Source organism: Burkholderia sp. PR2 (genome assembly GCF_052372875.1).
Lineage (GTDB): Bacteria > Pseudomonadota > Gammaproteobacteria > Burkholderiales > Burkholderiaceae > Burkholderia > Burkholderia diffusa.
The window spans coordinates 2687587-2701500 of sequence record NZ_JBQRWH010000004.1 but is presented as its reverse complement, the minus strand read 5'-3'; the positions used below and the strand labels follow the sequence as shown (position 1 = coordinate 2701500).

Below are 13914 nucleotides of genomic sequence, written 5' to 3'. Positions count from 1 at the left end.
GCGCCGGGCAAAAAGCCGATCAGGTCACCGCGCCGCGCTCGGCGAACTCGGGTGCCTTCCACGCATCGGTGGCCAGGATGTCGCGCAGCGTCTCGACGGCATCCCACACGTCGACGAAGCGCGTATAGAGCGGCGTGAAGCCGAAGCGCAGCACGTACGGCTCGCGGTAGTCGCCGATCACGCCGCGCGCGATCAGCGCCTGCATCACCTCGTAGCCGTGCGGATGCTCGAAGCTCGCCTGCGAGCCGCGCTGGTGATGCGCGCGCGGCGTGACGAGCTTCAGCGACAGGCCCGCGCAGCGTGCCTCGACGAGTGCGATGAACGCATCGGTCAGCGCGAGCGACTTGCGGCGGATCGCGTGCATGTCGGTCTGCAGGAACACGTCGAGCCCGCATTCGACCATCGACATCGACACGATCGGCTGCGTGCCGCAGAGGAAGCGCGCGATGCCCGGATCGGGCGCGAAGCCCGGCTGCATCGCGAACGGCGCGCGGTGGCCCCACCAGCCCGACAGCGGCTGCGAGAAGTGCGCGTGATGACGGTGTGGCACCCACACGAACGCCGGCGAACCGGGGCCGCCGTTCAGGTACTTGTACGTGCAGCCGACCGCGCCGTCCGCATGCGCGCCGTTCAGGTCGACCGGCACCGCGCCGGCCGAATGCGCGAGATCCCACAGCATCAGCGCGCCCGCGTCGTGCGCGAGCTGCGTGACGGCCGGCATGTCGTGCATGTAGCCGGTGCGGTAGTTCACGTGCGTGATCATCGCGACGGCCGTGTCCGCGCCGAGCGCGCCGGGCAAGTCCGCCGGATCGTCGATCAGGCGCAGCTCATAGCCGCCGCCGAGCTGTTCGATCAGCCCTTGCGCGATGTACAGGTCGGTCGGGAAGTTCGAGCGCTCCGACACGATCACGCGGCGTTCCGGCGCGCGCTCGGCCTGATGGCGCAGCATCGCCGACAGCAGCTTGAACAGATTGATCGAGATGGTGTCGGTCACGACGGTCTCGCCGGGGGCGCCGCCGATCAGCGTCGCGAGCTTGTCGCCGAGGCGGCGCGGCAGCGCGAACCAGCCGGCGGTGTTCCAGCTGCGGATCAGACCTTCGCCCCATTCGGCGCCGATCACCTGTTGCGCGCGGGCGGCCGACGCACGCGGCTGCGCGCCGAGCGAGTTGCCGTCGAGATAGATCACGCCGTCGGGCAGCGCGAACTGGTCGCGCAGCAGGGCGAGCGGGTCGTCGCGGTCGAGGGCGAGCGCGTCTTCACGGGTCTTGATCATGATGTCGGGTCAGTGGTTCTCGGGTCAGTGGTTCGGTGAATCAGGAGGATCGGCCGGGCAGCGCACGCAGCACCGCACGCACGGGGCTCGCGTCGAGCGTCGCGAACTTCAGCGGCAGCGCGATCAGTTCGTAGTCGCCGGGCGGCACGTCGTCGAGCACGATCCCTTCGAGGATCGCCATCCGGTGCGCGCGCACGCGGTGATGCGCATCCATGGTCTTCGATTCCTGCGGGTCGAGCGACGGCGTGTCGATGCCGATCAGCTTCACGCCGCGCGCGGCGAGCAGGTCGACGGTTTCGGGCGCGACCGCGCAGAAGCCGCTATCCCATTGCTCGACGCTGGCACGCGCATAGGTGCGCAGCAGCACGCGCGGTGGCACGCCGTCCAGCGCGGCCTCGATGTCGGCCGGGCGCACGACCGGCGAGGCGCCGATGCAGTGGATCACGCGGCACGGGCCGAGATAGGTGTCGAGCGGCACCGCGCCGATCGGCGCGCCGTCGGCGTCATAGTGGAGCGGTGCGTCGCAGTGCGCGCCCGTGTGCGGCGACAGCGTCAGGCGCGCTACGTTGACCGGCGAGCCGGCCTCCATCCGCCAGACGCGTTCGACGGAAACCGCCGTGTCGCCCGGCCATACGGGGGTGGAGGGGCTGACGGGCGGCGAGATGTCCCAGAGTGTGTCCATGGCATGACGAATCGGTGAATCGATGCTTCGAATGATAGGCGGACGCTCGCAGAAAGTGCTTGCGAAATAAACATGGACAATCCGCTGGATTGGCAGATAATTCGAATCAGAGGGAAAACGGGGACCAAAAATGCACGCGATCACGCTTGATGCCACCGACTGCCGGATTCTGGCGGTACTGCAGGAGGAGGGCAGAATCAGCAATCTCGACCTGGCGGAACGGATCTCGCTTTCGCCGTCCGCCTGTCTGCGCCGGATGCGCCTGCTCGAGGAGCAGGGCGTGATCGAGCACTATCGCGCGTGCCTGAGTCGCGAGAAGCTCGGCTTCGAGCTCGAGGCGTTCGTGCAGGTGTCGATGCGCAACGAAGAGAATCAATGGCACGAGCGCTTCGCGGAAGCGCTGCGCGAATGGCCGGAGGTGGTCGGCGCGTTCGTCGTGACGGGCGAGAGCCACTATCTGCTCCGGGTGCTCGCGCACAACCTCAAGCACTATTCGGATTTCGTGCTGAACCGGCTCTACAAGGCGCCGGGCGTGATGGACATCCGTTCGAACATCGTGCTGCAGACGCTGAAGGACGAAGCGGGCGCGCCGGTCGGGCTGGCGCGCATGGGGTCGATCAAAGCGGTGTGAGGCCGTGGAAGCCGCCGCCGTGGAACACGAGCGGCGCTGCGGCATCCGACGCGGCACGCACGCCGCAGCGTTCCACTTCGCCGACGAAGATCACATGGTCGCCTTCGTCGTAGCGGCTGCGGTTGTGGCATTCGAACCACGCGAGCGCGCCGTCGAGCACCGGCATGCCCGAGTTGCCGGCCGCGTGCGCGATCCCTTCGAAGCGGTCGCCCTTGTAGGTCGAGAAGCGCTTGCACAGGTCGAGCTGCGACGCCGCGAGCACGTTCACCACGTAATGGCTGTTGTTGCGGAACACCGGGGTCGACGCCGATTTGTGCGCGAGGCTCCACAGCACGAGCGGCGGGTCGAGCGACACCGAGTTGAACGAGCTCGCGGTGATGCCGATCAGCTGCCCGGACGGCGCACGCGTCGTGATGACCGTGACGCCGGTCGCGAACTGCCCGAGCGCCTGGCGAAAGGCGGCCGAGTCGAAATCCGGCGGGGTGGCGTGGTTCATCGGGCGGCCATCCGGAACGAAACGGACGGGCGCGGCGCGCGGCGGCTGCAACGGGCGCGGCGGACGAAAGGCGACAAGGCCAGGGCGGTCGATTGGGAAGTGGTGCGCATGGCCCGATTTTAGCGGAATCGCGACCGCCGGACCCGTGCGGACGGCGCATCGCGGGGCTAGCGTGAGGTAGCGAACACTGTCGCGCGGCGCCGGCGTGGTGCTGGAACGGTCGTTCTCGCGCCTTTCGTTGCGCGCCGTCCGAGGCCGCTCCGCGAGCCGGGCGCTATCGCGCCGCCGCCAGCCTGAGCGACAGCGCGCCCGTCAGGATCAGGCTGGACGCCCACACCGCATCGAGATTGAACCAGCTCCGCGCGACGAACTTCAGCCCGAGATAGCGGTACACGAGCCACGCGAGCACGCCGCCCGCGCCGAACATCGCGGCTGCGTGCGCGGCCGCGACGACGAGTGCCATCCCGAGATGCGCATCGACGAGCGTGGTCGCCGCGCGATGGCCGGCGTCCCGGTCGAACCCGCAGAGCCCGAGGTAGATCGGCACCAGCATCAGCCCCGCGCCGTGCGCGAGCGCAACCGCGAACGACCATAGCCCGAGCCGCGCGGGCGGTATCCGCGCGAGCGCACGCGGATGCCGCCGCCGGATCAGCAGCACCACGCCGAAGCCGATCACGAGCACGCTCGCGCCGATCCGGATCGCCGACTGCCACGCAAGCAGCGCGGCAAGCAGCCCGAACGGCAGCATCACCATGAATACCGCGAGCGCATGGCCGAGCGCGAGATAGCCGAGCGCCGCAACGAGCGCGCCGCCGCGGCGCGTCATCAGCGCGTTCGACACCGCGAGCGGCCAGCCCATCGCCGGATTGAGCCCGTGATAGGCGCCGCTCGCGAGCACGGCCGCCCACAGCGCGAGCGGCGCGGAGAGGCCGGCGCTCAACGCTTGACCGACGGATAGCAGAACGAGTCGGTCGAGCAGTCGCCGCCTTCGAGCCGGATCTGGTGTGCGCGATAGCCGTCGGGGAAGTCGACCCAGTAGTCGTCGGCGAGCGTCAGCCCGCCGTCCGGCCCCGCATGCGCGAGCACCTGCGCGGCCGGCACGCCGTCCGGATAGAACTGGTCGTCCCACGTCGAGTAAAGCGAGTTGGTCCAGTACACGCGCCGGCCGTCGCGGCTGATTTCCACCATCTGCGGGCCGCCGGCGAACGCGCGGCCGTTCGTGTGCGGCGCGCGGCGCACGATCCCGCCGATACGCACCGACGCCGCGAGCACCGGATGATGCGGATCCGACACGTCGTACTGGCGCATCTCGCCGGTGCCCCAGCACGACACGTACAGAAAGCGGTCGTCGAGCGACAGGTCGATGTCGGTCACGAGCGGCGGCACCGCGCCGAAACCCTGGAGCAGCGGCGGCAGTTCGTCGGCCGCGGCCGGCTCGGGCGGAATTGTCGCGGTCTTCTTCACATGAAACTGGCCGCCTTCGCGCCACCAGGTCCAGATCGAGCCTTCGAGATTGGTCGTGTCGACCACGACGCCGACGAACCCGTATTCGCGCACCGGATCGTGCGCGGGCCGCACCTCGAGCGCCATCTGGTGCTGCGCGCCGAGATCGATCGTCTGCACGTTGCGCCGCGCGCGCAGGTCCCAGAAATGCAGCCGGTGCCCGTACTTGTTCGCGAGCAAGTCCTCCGGGACGATGCCCTTCTCGAATTGCGGCGGCAGCGCCCATTCGCTCGACACCATGTAGTCGCGCGGCAGGTTCCACCAGAAGTCGTAATGCTTGTCCTGCGAGCCGCGGTCGATCTCCCAGCGGCCGAGCACGTCGAAGGTCTCGCAGTCCATGATGAAGATGCCGGGCGCGCCGTCGGTGCCGTCCTTGCCCGCGCCGCCGAGCGTGCTTACGTAGATGCCTTCGGGGCCGCAATGAACCGTATGCGGCCGCGAATAGCCGGTCTTGGCGAACACCTCGTCGGGCTCGATGATCTTGTGGATGCGCGCCTGAGCCGGGTGCGGCTTCGTGTCGATCACGTAGATCCGCGACGAACGCAGGCCCGGGATGATCAGGAAGCGGCGTTCGAGGAATGCGTGGCCGGTCAGCGGCGACAGCGACGACGAACACGCATTCCAGCCGAAGTGGTGGAATTCGTCTCCGGTGTTCGGCATCGTCACCGTGTGCACGATCTTGCCGTAGGTCGCCGAGCCGGGTTTCACGTCGATCACGGCGAGCGCGTCGGGTCTGGAAAAATCGGGGCTCAGCAACAACGTATAGGCAAATTCCTCCGCCGGCGCCTGCATCGCAAGTTCCGGCGAAGCGTGAAATGTCGGGTCAGGCCGCATGCTCATCGTGGTGCCTCTCTCGGTCGTATCGGATCACGGGTGCACGGACGTTCGCTGCGAACGTGCGGGTCGAACAGGTTGCGTGACGGGAATGCCCCGGCGGCCGCGCGATCGAGGACGCGCGGTGCGGTGCATCAGGTCGGGAAAGCAGGGAAACGCGGTGCGCCGGATCGCCGCGCATGCGGCGCAACGGGCGCACGGCGGCGCGAGGGTGCGGTGAAAGCGACGGCGGTCGGGCCCGCGATGCGGGCGCTGTCTGCTGAGGCGTGCATATCGATGTTCCGGCGGATGATGTTGGCATCAGGACGGGCATGCATCGGACGCTGCGCGCAGCCGGACGGTGTGCCGTTGCGGCGAGGCGTGCCTAAGTGTAGACGAGAAACGCGCGGCCGGTGGTGCGCGGCGCGCATGCCGTTCTGCCGGATTCGCGCACGAGTGAGATACTTGAACGCTGCCGCTGCGCACCGGGCAACCGGGCCGCGGCGATACGGACCGGCGACCCCGGCGCGCGCCCGCGTGCCGGCCGTTGTCATCAACGAGGTAATGATTTCATGGTGAACGAGATGCTTGAAACCGCGACTGTAGGCGGCGGGTGCTTCTGGTGCACGGAGGCCGTGTTTCTCGACGTCGACGGCGTGACGGCCGTCCAGTCGGGCTATGCAGGCGGCCATACGCGCAATCCCGGCTATCGCGACGTATGCGACGGCGATACCGGTCACGCGGAGGTCGTGAACGTGACGTTCGATCCGGCGCGCATCGGATATCGCGATATCCTCGAGATCTTCTTCGCGACGCACGATCCGACCCAGCTGAACCGGCAGGGCAACGACGTCGGCACGCAATACCGTTCGGTCGTGTTCACACATTCGGACGCGCAGCGCGACGTCGCGCTCGACGTGATCCGCGAACTGGAGCGCGAGCAGGTGTTCGGGCAGCCGATCGTCACGCAGGTCGTGCCGCTCGACGGCAACTACTGGCCGGCCGAGGATTATCACCAGAACTATTACGCGCGCAATCCGGGGCAGGGCTATTGCTCGGTCGTGATCGGGCCGAAGCTCGCGAAATTCCGCCAGAAGTTCTCGCACCGGCTGAAGTCGCTGCGCGGCGCGTAACCGGTTCGCCGACGCGCAAGCGGCGCCCGCGCAGCGATGCTTACGCCGCCTCGCTGCGCCACTGCGCGCAAGCTGCGGCGATCTCGCGCGCGAGCGCGAGGCACGACAGCGGCGCGGAGCCTTCCGCCTTGTTGTTGATCGTGATGATCACGGGCTGTCCGGCCAGCGCGTAGCGCGCGGCCAGTTCGGCGAGCGCCGAGCGTGTGGCCGGATCTTCGTCGACGAGCTTGTCGAACGGCTCGTATTTCGCTTTTGCCTGTTCGTACTTGAAGCCGCCATGCAGGCTCCAGCGCACGATCAGCGGGCCCGGCGCATCGCCGTCGAGCAGCGCGAGCGCGGCTGCCTGGCGCAGCGGGTCGGGCATCCGCGCATGCAGGCCGACGCAGTAGCGCACGCCGAGCGTCGCGAGCGCGCGGATGAAGCGCGGCGTGAGCAGGCTCGCGTCGCGGATCTCGATCGCGTAGCGCGTGCCGTCGGCGTCCGGCGGCAGCGTCGGCAGCGCCGCGAAGAATGCCGACAGTCGGTCGATCAGCGCGGCCGGTTCGGCGAGCAGATGATCGGGCATCGGAGAAAACTGGAACACCAGCACGCCGGCCTTCCTGCCGAGCCCTTCGAGGCACGGTTGCACGAATTCGCGAGTGGCGAGCTGCGCGTCGAGAAAGGTCGGGTTCGGGCCCGACGGCTCGCCGCGCCGGCCGCGCACGACCGCATCGGTGACGGACGCCGGCGCCTTCACGACGAAGCGGAAATCGTCCGGCACCTGTTGCGCGTAGCGCAGGTAGTCGGCCACCGACAGCGGCCCGTAGAACGACCGGTCGAGGCTCACGCTCTTCAGCAGCGGATGCGCGCCGTACGCCTCGAGCCCCTCGCGAGACAGCTTCGTCTGCGCGAAATCGCCGTCGTAGACGATGCCGTCCCAGCCGGGGAAATACCACGACGATGTGCCGAGGCGCACGTTCGGCGGCAGCGCGGCCGCCGCGTCGGCGACTTCCGCGGAAACCGGTGCTGGCGGCACGCCGCGCCGACGCCGGACCTTCTTCGGCGGCGCGGTCGGCGGCGACGGTTCGTCCCACAGCAGGCCGGAAGCAGGGGACGGTTCCGGTTCCTGGTCGGCGCACGCGCCGGGCGATGCGCGGCCGGTGCGCGCGGGCGACTTTGCCGGTCGCGCAGCGTCGTGTTCGTCCGGCGTCGCGCGTTCGCCGGCGCCTGCAGGGTTGTCGTCGTTTGCAGGCGCGGCCGTGCGCGCGTCGTCGGGCGACGCGCCGAACAGGTCGAACTGCCCCTCGGCGTGCGACCCGTCCGCTTCGTCGCGCTGCTGTCGTTGCGGCGTCGTGCTGCGCCGCGTCCTGCCGTCACCCATGCATGCCCAGCGTGAAGTGCCGCCTAGCGCGGCAGCGTGTGTTCGTACATGTAGCGCCTCGACCACGGCAGCGTTTTCGCGCTGCGTCCGGCCTTGCGGCACACGATCTGAAAGATCGACACGTCGTCGTGCTCGAACGCATACGCGCAACCGGCGAGATACACGCGCCAGATGCGGAATTTTTCGTCGTCGACGAGCGTGCGCGCCTCTTCCGCCTTCGCCTCGAAGTTCTCGGTCCAGATTTCGAGCGTGCGCGCATAGTGCCGCCGCAGGCTTTCGACGTCAATCGCCTCGAGCCCGCCGCGCTGCGCCGCTTCGAGCGCGAGGCTGATGTGCGGCAGCTCGCCGTCCGGGAACACATAGCGGTCGATGAATTCGCCGCCGCCGAGCGCCGTTTCGCCGCTTTCCGCGTCGGTCGACGTGATCCCGTGGTTCATCGCGATGCCGTCGTCGGTCAGCAGGTCGCGCACGCGCGAGAAATAGAGGGGCAGGTTCTTGCGGCCGACGTGCTCGAACATCCCGACGCTCGTGATTCGGTCGAACTGTCCCTCGATCTCGCGGTAGTCCTGCAGGCGGATCTCGATCTTGTCCTCGAGCCCGGCGGCTTTCACGCGCGCGGTCGCGAGATCGAACTGGTTCTGTGACAGCGTCACGCCCAGGCACGTCGCGCCGAACTTCTGCGCGGCACGCAGCACGAGCGCGCCCCAGCCGCAACCGATGTCGAGCAGGCGCTGGCCGGGCTCGAGCCGGATCTTGGTCAGGATATGGTCGATCTTCTTGATCTGTGCGGTCGCGAGATCCTCGTCGCCGTTCTCGAAGTACGCGCACGAATACACCATGTTTTCGTCCAGCCACAGCCGGTAGAAGGCGTTCGAAACGTCGTAGTGATACTGGATCGCCTTCTTGTCGGTGTTTTTCGTGTGATTGAAGTAGCGCTTCACGCGCGCGAGCTTGCTCGCACTGGTGACCGTGCTGCGCGCGAGCGAGTAGCTGATGTTGATGATGTCCGACAGCCTGCCCTCGATGTCGATCTTGCCCTTCACGTACGCCTCGCCGAGATTGTCGAGGCTCGGTTCGAGCAGGAGCGGCAATGCCGACGCGCTGTTGACCTTGAGCGTGACCTGCGGCGCGCTGAAGGTGCCGAAATCGAGTTGATCGCCGTTCCACAGCACGAGTCGCGCCGGTATGTTCGCTTTCGCCCGTACTTCGTCCGCCCACTGTGCCAGCTTCTTTTCCCAGAACATTTGGATTCTCCGTTTGTTCGTTGAATCGAATACAGCCAAGTATCTTGACCGGCGCACGCCCCTTGCGAGGCGGGCGCCCGGATGCAACACGAGACACGGCCGGCGCGCGCCGGCACCACGGCAGACGCGCTTACGGCGACAGGCGCGAGATCGTCCAGCCCGACCCTGCCACGTCGTCGCGCGTATAGAGCAGGCGGTCGTGCAGCCGCGACGGGCGGCCCTGCCAGAACTCGATCGCGTCGGGCACGACGCGGTAACCGCCCCAGTGCGGCGGGCGCGGCGGGTTCTCGCCGTAGCGTTCGGTCACGGCCTTTTCACGCGCTTCGAGCGTCGCGCGGCTGTCGATCACGGCGCTCTGATCGGACGCCCACGCGCCGATGCGCGAGCCGAGCGGGCGCGACGCGAAATAGCGGTCGCTTTCGTCGGCGCTGGTTTTCTCGATCCGGCCTTCGATGCGCACCTGGCGCTCCAGCTCGATCCAGTAGAACAGCAGCGCCGCGTGCGGATTGGCGGCGAGATCGCGGCCCTTGCGGCTTTCGTAATTGGTAAAGAAGACGAACCCGCGTTCGTCGACACCCTTGATGAGCACGATGCGGGCCGACGGCCGGCCGTCGTCGCCGACGGTGGCGAGCGTCATCGTGTTGGGCTCGGGGAGCTTGGCGGCGAGCGCCTCCTTGAACCAGCGATCGAACTGGGCGAAGGGGTTCGGGGCGGCGTCGGCTTCGTCGAGCGAAGCACGCGAGTAATTGATGCGGAGATCGGCGAGAGTCGTCATGTTATGCAAACGCTTCAATCTGGGGCCAGTATAGCGAACGCGCGAGAATCGTGCGTGCACAGGGGCGCGTGCCGGCGGGGAGTTCAGGCAAAATAGAGGGCTGCACGACTTACGTTTTCCTTGCTGCCATGCCCGCTGCCGACACTGCCCCGCACAGTTCTTCTGATCTTACCCCGAGCCCGACAATCCAGCTTGACGTGGATCGCGAGCGCCGCTTCGGCGGCATCGCGCGCCTGTACGGCGCCCCCGCGCTCGCGGCGTTCGAACGCGCGCACGTCGCCGTGATCGGCATCGGCGGCGTCGGGTCGTGGACGGCCGAGGCGCTCGCACGCAGCGCGATCGGCACGCTGACGCTGATCGATCTCGACAACGTCGCGGAAAGCAATACGAACAGGCAGATCCACGCGCTCGACGGCAATTACGGCAAGCCGAAGGTCGACGCGATGGCCGAGCGGATCGCGCTGATCGATCCTGCTTGCCGTGTGAACCGGATCGAGGATTTCGCGGAACCCGACAACTTCGACGCACTGCTCGGCGGCGGCTTCGACTACGTGGTCGACGCGATCGACAGCGTACGCACGAAGGTCGCGCTGATCGCGTGGTGCATCGCAAAAGGGCAGCCGCTCGTCACGGTCGGCGGCGCGGGCGGGCAGCTCGACCCGACACGCATCCGCATCGACGATCTCGCGCTGACGATCCAGGATCCGCTGTTGTCGAAGGTGCGCGCGCAGCTGCGCAAGCAGCACGGCTTTCCGCGCGGGCCGAAGGCGCGCTTCAAGGTCAGCGCCGTGTATTCGGACGAGCCGCTGATCTATCCGGAAGCGGCCGCGTGCGACATCGAGGACGGCGCGGAGCCGTCCGCCGCCGCGCATGTCGCGGGGCTCAACTGCGCGGGGTTCGGTTCGAGCGTATGCGTGACCGCGAGCTTCGGCTTCGCGGCCGCCGCGCATGCGCTGCGCGCGATCGCGGCGCGGGCCGCGGGCTGATCGGGGAACCGGTCGACGCGCAAGGCAATGTCGCGGCGCGGCAGACCTGCCGCGCGCGGCAACGCGATTCGGCCAGGCCATCGCGGCCCGGCCGGTCGTTCGTCAGTTGAGCGCCATGCTCAGCTTCCGCCGCCATGCGGCGACGAGTTCGGGGCGATCGCCCGCCAGCTCGAACACCGAGATCATCGTGCGGCGGCCGAGGTCGTCGCCATACGCGCGGTCGCGCAACACGATTTCCAGCAACTGCTCGAGCGCACCTTCGTATGCGCGTCGCGCGATCAGGCTCTGCGCGAGGTCGAAGCGTGCCTCGAGATCGGCGGGGGCCGCCGCGATGCGCGCTTCGAGCGCGTCGGTCGGCGGCAGGTCGGCCGTCGCGTCAAGCGCATCGAAACGGGTCTTGATCGCCTGATAGCGCGGATCGGCGCTTTGTACCGTCTGCGGCGACAGGCGCTCGGCCTCGGCGCGCGCGGTGTCCACCTGGTTGTTCGCGAGGAGCAGTTCGATCAGGTCGAGCCGTGCGTCGTCGAAGCCGGGGTTCAGCGCGAGCGCCGCTTCGAGGTGGGTGAGCGCATCGTCGTAGCGCGATTCGGCGATTGCATATTGCGCGGCGCGGCGTTCGGCTTCGTCGGGCGCCGGCAGCAGCCGGTCGAGGAACGCGCGCAACTGGCCTTCCGGCAGCACGCCGATGAACTGGTCGACGGGACGCCCGTCGGCGAACGCGATCACGTGCGGGATGCTGCGCGTCTGGAAGTGCGCGGCGAGTTCCTGGTTTTCGTCGACGTTTACCTTCACGAGCTTCCAGCGGCCTTCATAGTCGGCTTCGAGCTTTTCGAGCAACGGACCGAGCGTCTTGCAGGGGCCGCACCACGGCGCCCAGAAGTCGACCAGCACGGGCGTGTCCAGCGACGCCTCGATGACGTCTTTCTCGAAAGTGGCAAGCGTGGTGTCCATGTCGTTCTCTTCCGTTCGAATGTCGTCAGGATGGGGGCAGCGTGCCCCTTTTTCAACGCGGCTTCGATTCGGGCAGCGGAATCCACTCGGTTTCGCCGGGCACCTTGCCCATTTCCTGGTTCGTCCACGCCCGTTTCGCGCGCTCGATCGCGTCGCGGCTGCTGGCGACGAAGTTCCATTCGATGAAGCGCTCGCCGTCGATCTTCTCGCCGCCCAGCAGCATCGCGCGCGCGCCGCTGCCGCTCGCGAGCGTAACGGTGGCGCCGGGCGCGAGCACGGCCATCTGTTCGGCCGGCACCGGCGTGCCGTCGATCGAGAGGTCGCCGTCGACCACGTAGACCGCGCGCTCCTCGTGCGACGCGTCGAGTTCGAGGCGGCCGCCGGCCGCGAATTCGGCGGCCACGTACAGCGTGCGCGAGAACGTCTTGACGGGCGAGCGCAGGCCGAACGCGTCGCCGGCGATCACCGTCAGCGACACGCCGTTCTCGTCGCGCTTGGGCAGCGTGTCGGCCGCATGGTGCTCGAACGACGGCTCGGTGGTCTCGTGGGCGACGGGCAGCGCGACCCAGGTCTGGATCCCGTGTACCGTGTGGCCGCTCGCACGCTGAGCGTCGGGCGTGCGCTCCGAATGGACGATGCCGCGACCGGCCGTCATCCAGTTCACGTCGCCCGGCACGATTTCCTGCAGCGAGCCGAGGCTGTCGCGGTGCAGGATCGCGCCGTCGAACAGGTAGGTGACGGTGGCGAGCCCGATGTGCGGGTGCGGGCGCACGTCGAGCCCGGTGCCGGCCGGCAGCGTCGCGGGCCCCATGTGATCGAAGAAGATGAACGGACCGACGAGGCGTGCGGCGAGCGCGGGCAGCGTGCGGCGCACCTGCAGGTTGCCGATGTCGCGGATGTGCGGCTTGAGCAGGGCTTTGATCGAATCGGTCATGGCGGCCTCGTGGGCAACGGCTGGAATGCCGGTCATTGTACTGGCGGCGCGGTGGCGACGCGCGTGTCGGGGGCGCGTGCAAACTGATTCCCGGGTGTTGCGGACGTGCGGGCGCGAGTCGTGCGAGCGCCATGTCGTTGTGCCCGTCGCCGATTCCATGCGCGCCGCGCGGGTATCGGGCCGCACGGCGAAATTCGGTAGACTGATCGGCTTCAGGAAACCATCCGACAATTGAGGAGACGCCGATGATGGCCACGAAGGACTTGCTGCTCGCGCTGGTCGTGATCGTGGCATGGGGCGTGAACTTCGTCGTGATCAAGGTCGGCCTGCACGGCATGCCGCCGATGCTGCTCGGCGCGCTGCGCTTCACGCTCGCGGCGGTGCCCGCGGTGTTCTTCGTGCGCCGGCCGCAGATTCCGTGGCGGATGCTGATCCTGTATGGCGCGACGATCCAGCTCGGCCAGTTCGTGTTCCTGTTTACCGGCATGTACGTCGGTATGCCGGCCGGCCTCGCGTCGCTCGTGCTGCAGTCGCAGGCGTTCTTCACGCTCGTGTTCGCGATGCTGTTCCTCGGCGAGCGGCTGCGTGTGCAGAACCTGATCGGGCTCGCGATCGCCGCGGGCGGGCTCGTCGTGATCGCGGCGCAGGGCGGCCGCGCGATGACGCTCGCGGGCTTCCTGCTGACCATCTGCTCGGCCGCGATGTGGGCGTTCGGCAATATCGTCACGAAGAAAGTCGGCAAGGCCAATCTGGTGTCGCTCGTCGTGTGGGCGAGCCTCGTGCCGCCCGTGCCGTTCTTCCTGCTGTCGCTCTGGTTCGAGGGGCCGCAGCGGATCGGGGCCGCGCTGGCCGGGCTCGACGGCGCGTCGATCTTCGCGGTCGTCTATCTCGCGTTCGTCGCGACGCTCGTCGGCTACGGCTTGTGGAGCCGCCTGATGTCGCGCTATCCGGCCGCGCAGGTCGCGCAGTTCTCGCTGCTGGTGCCGATCGTCGGGCTGGCGTCGTCGGCGCTGCTGCTCGACGAGCATCTGACGCACGCGCAACTGATCGGCGCCGCGCTCGTGATGGGCGGGCTCGCGGTGAACGTGTTCGGGGCAAAGCTGGTGCGCCGCTTCGCGGCGTCGTGACGCGCC

The 13914-nt window shown here is 68.1% G+C and carries 14 protein-coding genes; 4 read left to right on the top strand and 10 right to left on the bottom strand.

Annotated elements, in window-relative coordinates; translation table 11 throughout:
* Positions 1 to 19 precede the first annotated feature (19 nt).
* Together kynU and kynB are read right to left on the bottom strand one after the other, a co-directional pair.
* A complete protein-coding gene (gene kynU / locus ACT2FV_RS29725) occupies positions 20 to 1273 on the bottom strand; it encodes a kynureninase (protein WP_264160568.1) in 1254 nt (417 codons plus the stop codon).
* 40 nt (positions 1274 to 1313) lie between these two features.
* Positions 1314 to 1955: an arylformamidase gene (kynB, locus tag ACT2FV_RS29720; protein ID WP_124621458.1), complete on the bottom strand. Its 642-nt coding sequence runs from the start codon at positions 1953 to 1955 to the stop codon at positions 1314 to 1316.
* A 130-nt stretch (positions 1956 to 2085) separates the two neighbouring features.
* Between kynB and ACT2FV_RS29715 the strand changes: the two genes are divergently transcribed.
* The gene (locus ACT2FV_RS29715) at positions 2086 to 2586 is read left to right on the top strand and encodes an Lrp/AsnC family transcriptional regulator (protein ID WP_059607977.1); all 501 of its coding nucleotides are present in this window, start codon (positions 2086 to 2088) and stop codon (positions 2584 to 2586) included.
* Here the strand turns inward: ACT2FV_RS29715 and ACT2FV_RS29710 are convergent.
* From ACT2FV_RS29710 to ACT2FV_RS29700, 3 genes are all read right to left on the bottom strand, one after another.
* The gene (locus ACT2FV_RS29710; protein WP_059465659.1) at positions 2573 to 3082 is read right to left on the bottom strand and encodes a flavin reductase family protein; all 510 of its coding nucleotides are present in this window, start codon (positions 3080 to 3082) and stop codon (positions 2573 to 2575) included. The two genes, ACT2FV_RS29715 and ACT2FV_RS29710, sit on opposite strands and share 14 nt — an antisense overlap.
* A 274-nt stretch (positions 3083 to 3356) precedes the next feature.
* Positions 3357 to 4022, bottom strand: a complete 666-nt coding sequence (locus tag ACT2FV_RS29705; RefSeq protein WP_444505272.1) for a hypothetical protein — start codon at positions 4020 to 4022, stop codon at positions 3357 to 3359.
* Positions 4019 to 5425 (bottom strand): selenium-binding protein SBP56-related protein, encoded by a 1407-nt coding sequence (locus ACT2FV_RS29700; RefSeq protein WP_444505271.1) that lies wholly within the window; start codon positions 5423 to 5425, stop codon positions 4019 to 4021. The genes ACT2FV_RS29705 and ACT2FV_RS29700 overlap by 4 nt, the downstream gene beginning before the upstream one ends.
* Positions 5426 to 5970: 545 nt before the next feature.
* Here ACT2FV_RS29700 and msrA point away from each other — a divergent pair.
* On the top strand, positions 5971 to 6531 hold the full coding sequence (gene msrA, locus ACT2FV_RS29695) for a peptide-methionine (S)-S-oxide reductase MsrA (protein ID WP_444505270.1): 561 nt from the start codon (positions 5971 to 5973) through the stop codon (positions 6529 to 6531).
* Positions 6532 to 6571: 40 nt separating this feature from the next.
* Here the strand turns inward: msrA and ACT2FV_RS29690 are convergent, their stop codons facing one another.
* The 3 genes from ACT2FV_RS29690 to pdxH all read right to left on the bottom strand — a co-directional run bounded on the left by ACT2FV_RS29690 (position 6572) and on the right by pdxH (position 9910).
* Positions 6572 to 7891: a DUF72 domain-containing protein gene (locus ACT2FV_RS29690; protein WP_444505269.1), complete on the bottom strand. Its 1320-nt coding sequence runs from the start codon at positions 7889 to 7891 to the stop codon at positions 6572 to 6574.
* A 23-nt stretch (positions 7892 to 7914) separates the two neighbouring features.
* Positions 7915 to 9135 (bottom strand): SAM-dependent methyltransferase, encoded by a 1221-nt coding sequence (locus ACT2FV_RS29685; protein WP_059607982.1) that lies wholly within the window; start codon positions 9133 to 9135, stop codon positions 7915 to 7917.
* 130 nt (positions 9136 to 9265) lie between these two features.
* Positions 9266 to 9910, bottom strand: coding sequence for a pyridoxamine 5'-phosphate oxidase (gene pdxH / locus ACT2FV_RS29680; protein WP_444505268.1), 645 nt, complete (start codon positions 9908 to 9910; stop codon positions 9266 to 9268).
* A 128-nt stretch (positions 9911 to 10038) separates the two neighbouring features.
* On the opposite strand from pdxH, the gene tcdA reads away from it, so the two are divergent.
* Positions 10039 to 10896 carry a tRNA cyclic N6-threonylcarbamoyladenosine(37) synthase TcdA gene (gene tcdA, locus ACT2FV_RS29675; RefSeq protein ID WP_124900993.1) on the top strand — a complete coding sequence of 286 codons (858 nt, stop codon included), beginning with the start codon at positions 10039 to 10041 and terminating at the stop codon, positions 10894 to 10896.
* Positions 10897 to 10998: 102 nt separating this feature from the next.
* Here the strand turns inward: tcdA and trxA are convergent, their stop codons facing one another.
* Together trxA and ACT2FV_RS29665 are read right to left on the bottom strand one after the other, a co-directional pair.
* Positions 10999 to 11847: a thioredoxin gene (gene trxA, locus ACT2FV_RS29670; protein WP_444505267.1), complete on the bottom strand. Its 849-nt coding sequence runs from the start codon at positions 11845 to 11847 to the stop codon at positions 10999 to 11001.
* A gap of 52 nt (positions 11848 to 11899) precedes the next feature.
* On the bottom strand, positions 11900 to 12781 hold the full coding sequence (locus ACT2FV_RS29665) for a pirin family protein (RefSeq protein WP_151050081.1): 882 nt from the start codon (positions 12779 to 12781) through the stop codon (positions 11900 to 11902).
* A 248-nt stretch (positions 12782 to 13029) separates the two neighbouring features.
* Between ACT2FV_RS29665 and ACT2FV_RS29660 the strand changes: the two genes are divergently transcribed.
* Positions 13030 to 13908, top strand: coding sequence for an EamA family transporter (locus ACT2FV_RS29660; protein WP_174906360.1), 879 nt, complete (start codon positions 13030 to 13032; stop codon positions 13906 to 13908).
* Positions 13909 to 13914 lie beyond the last annotated feature (6 nt).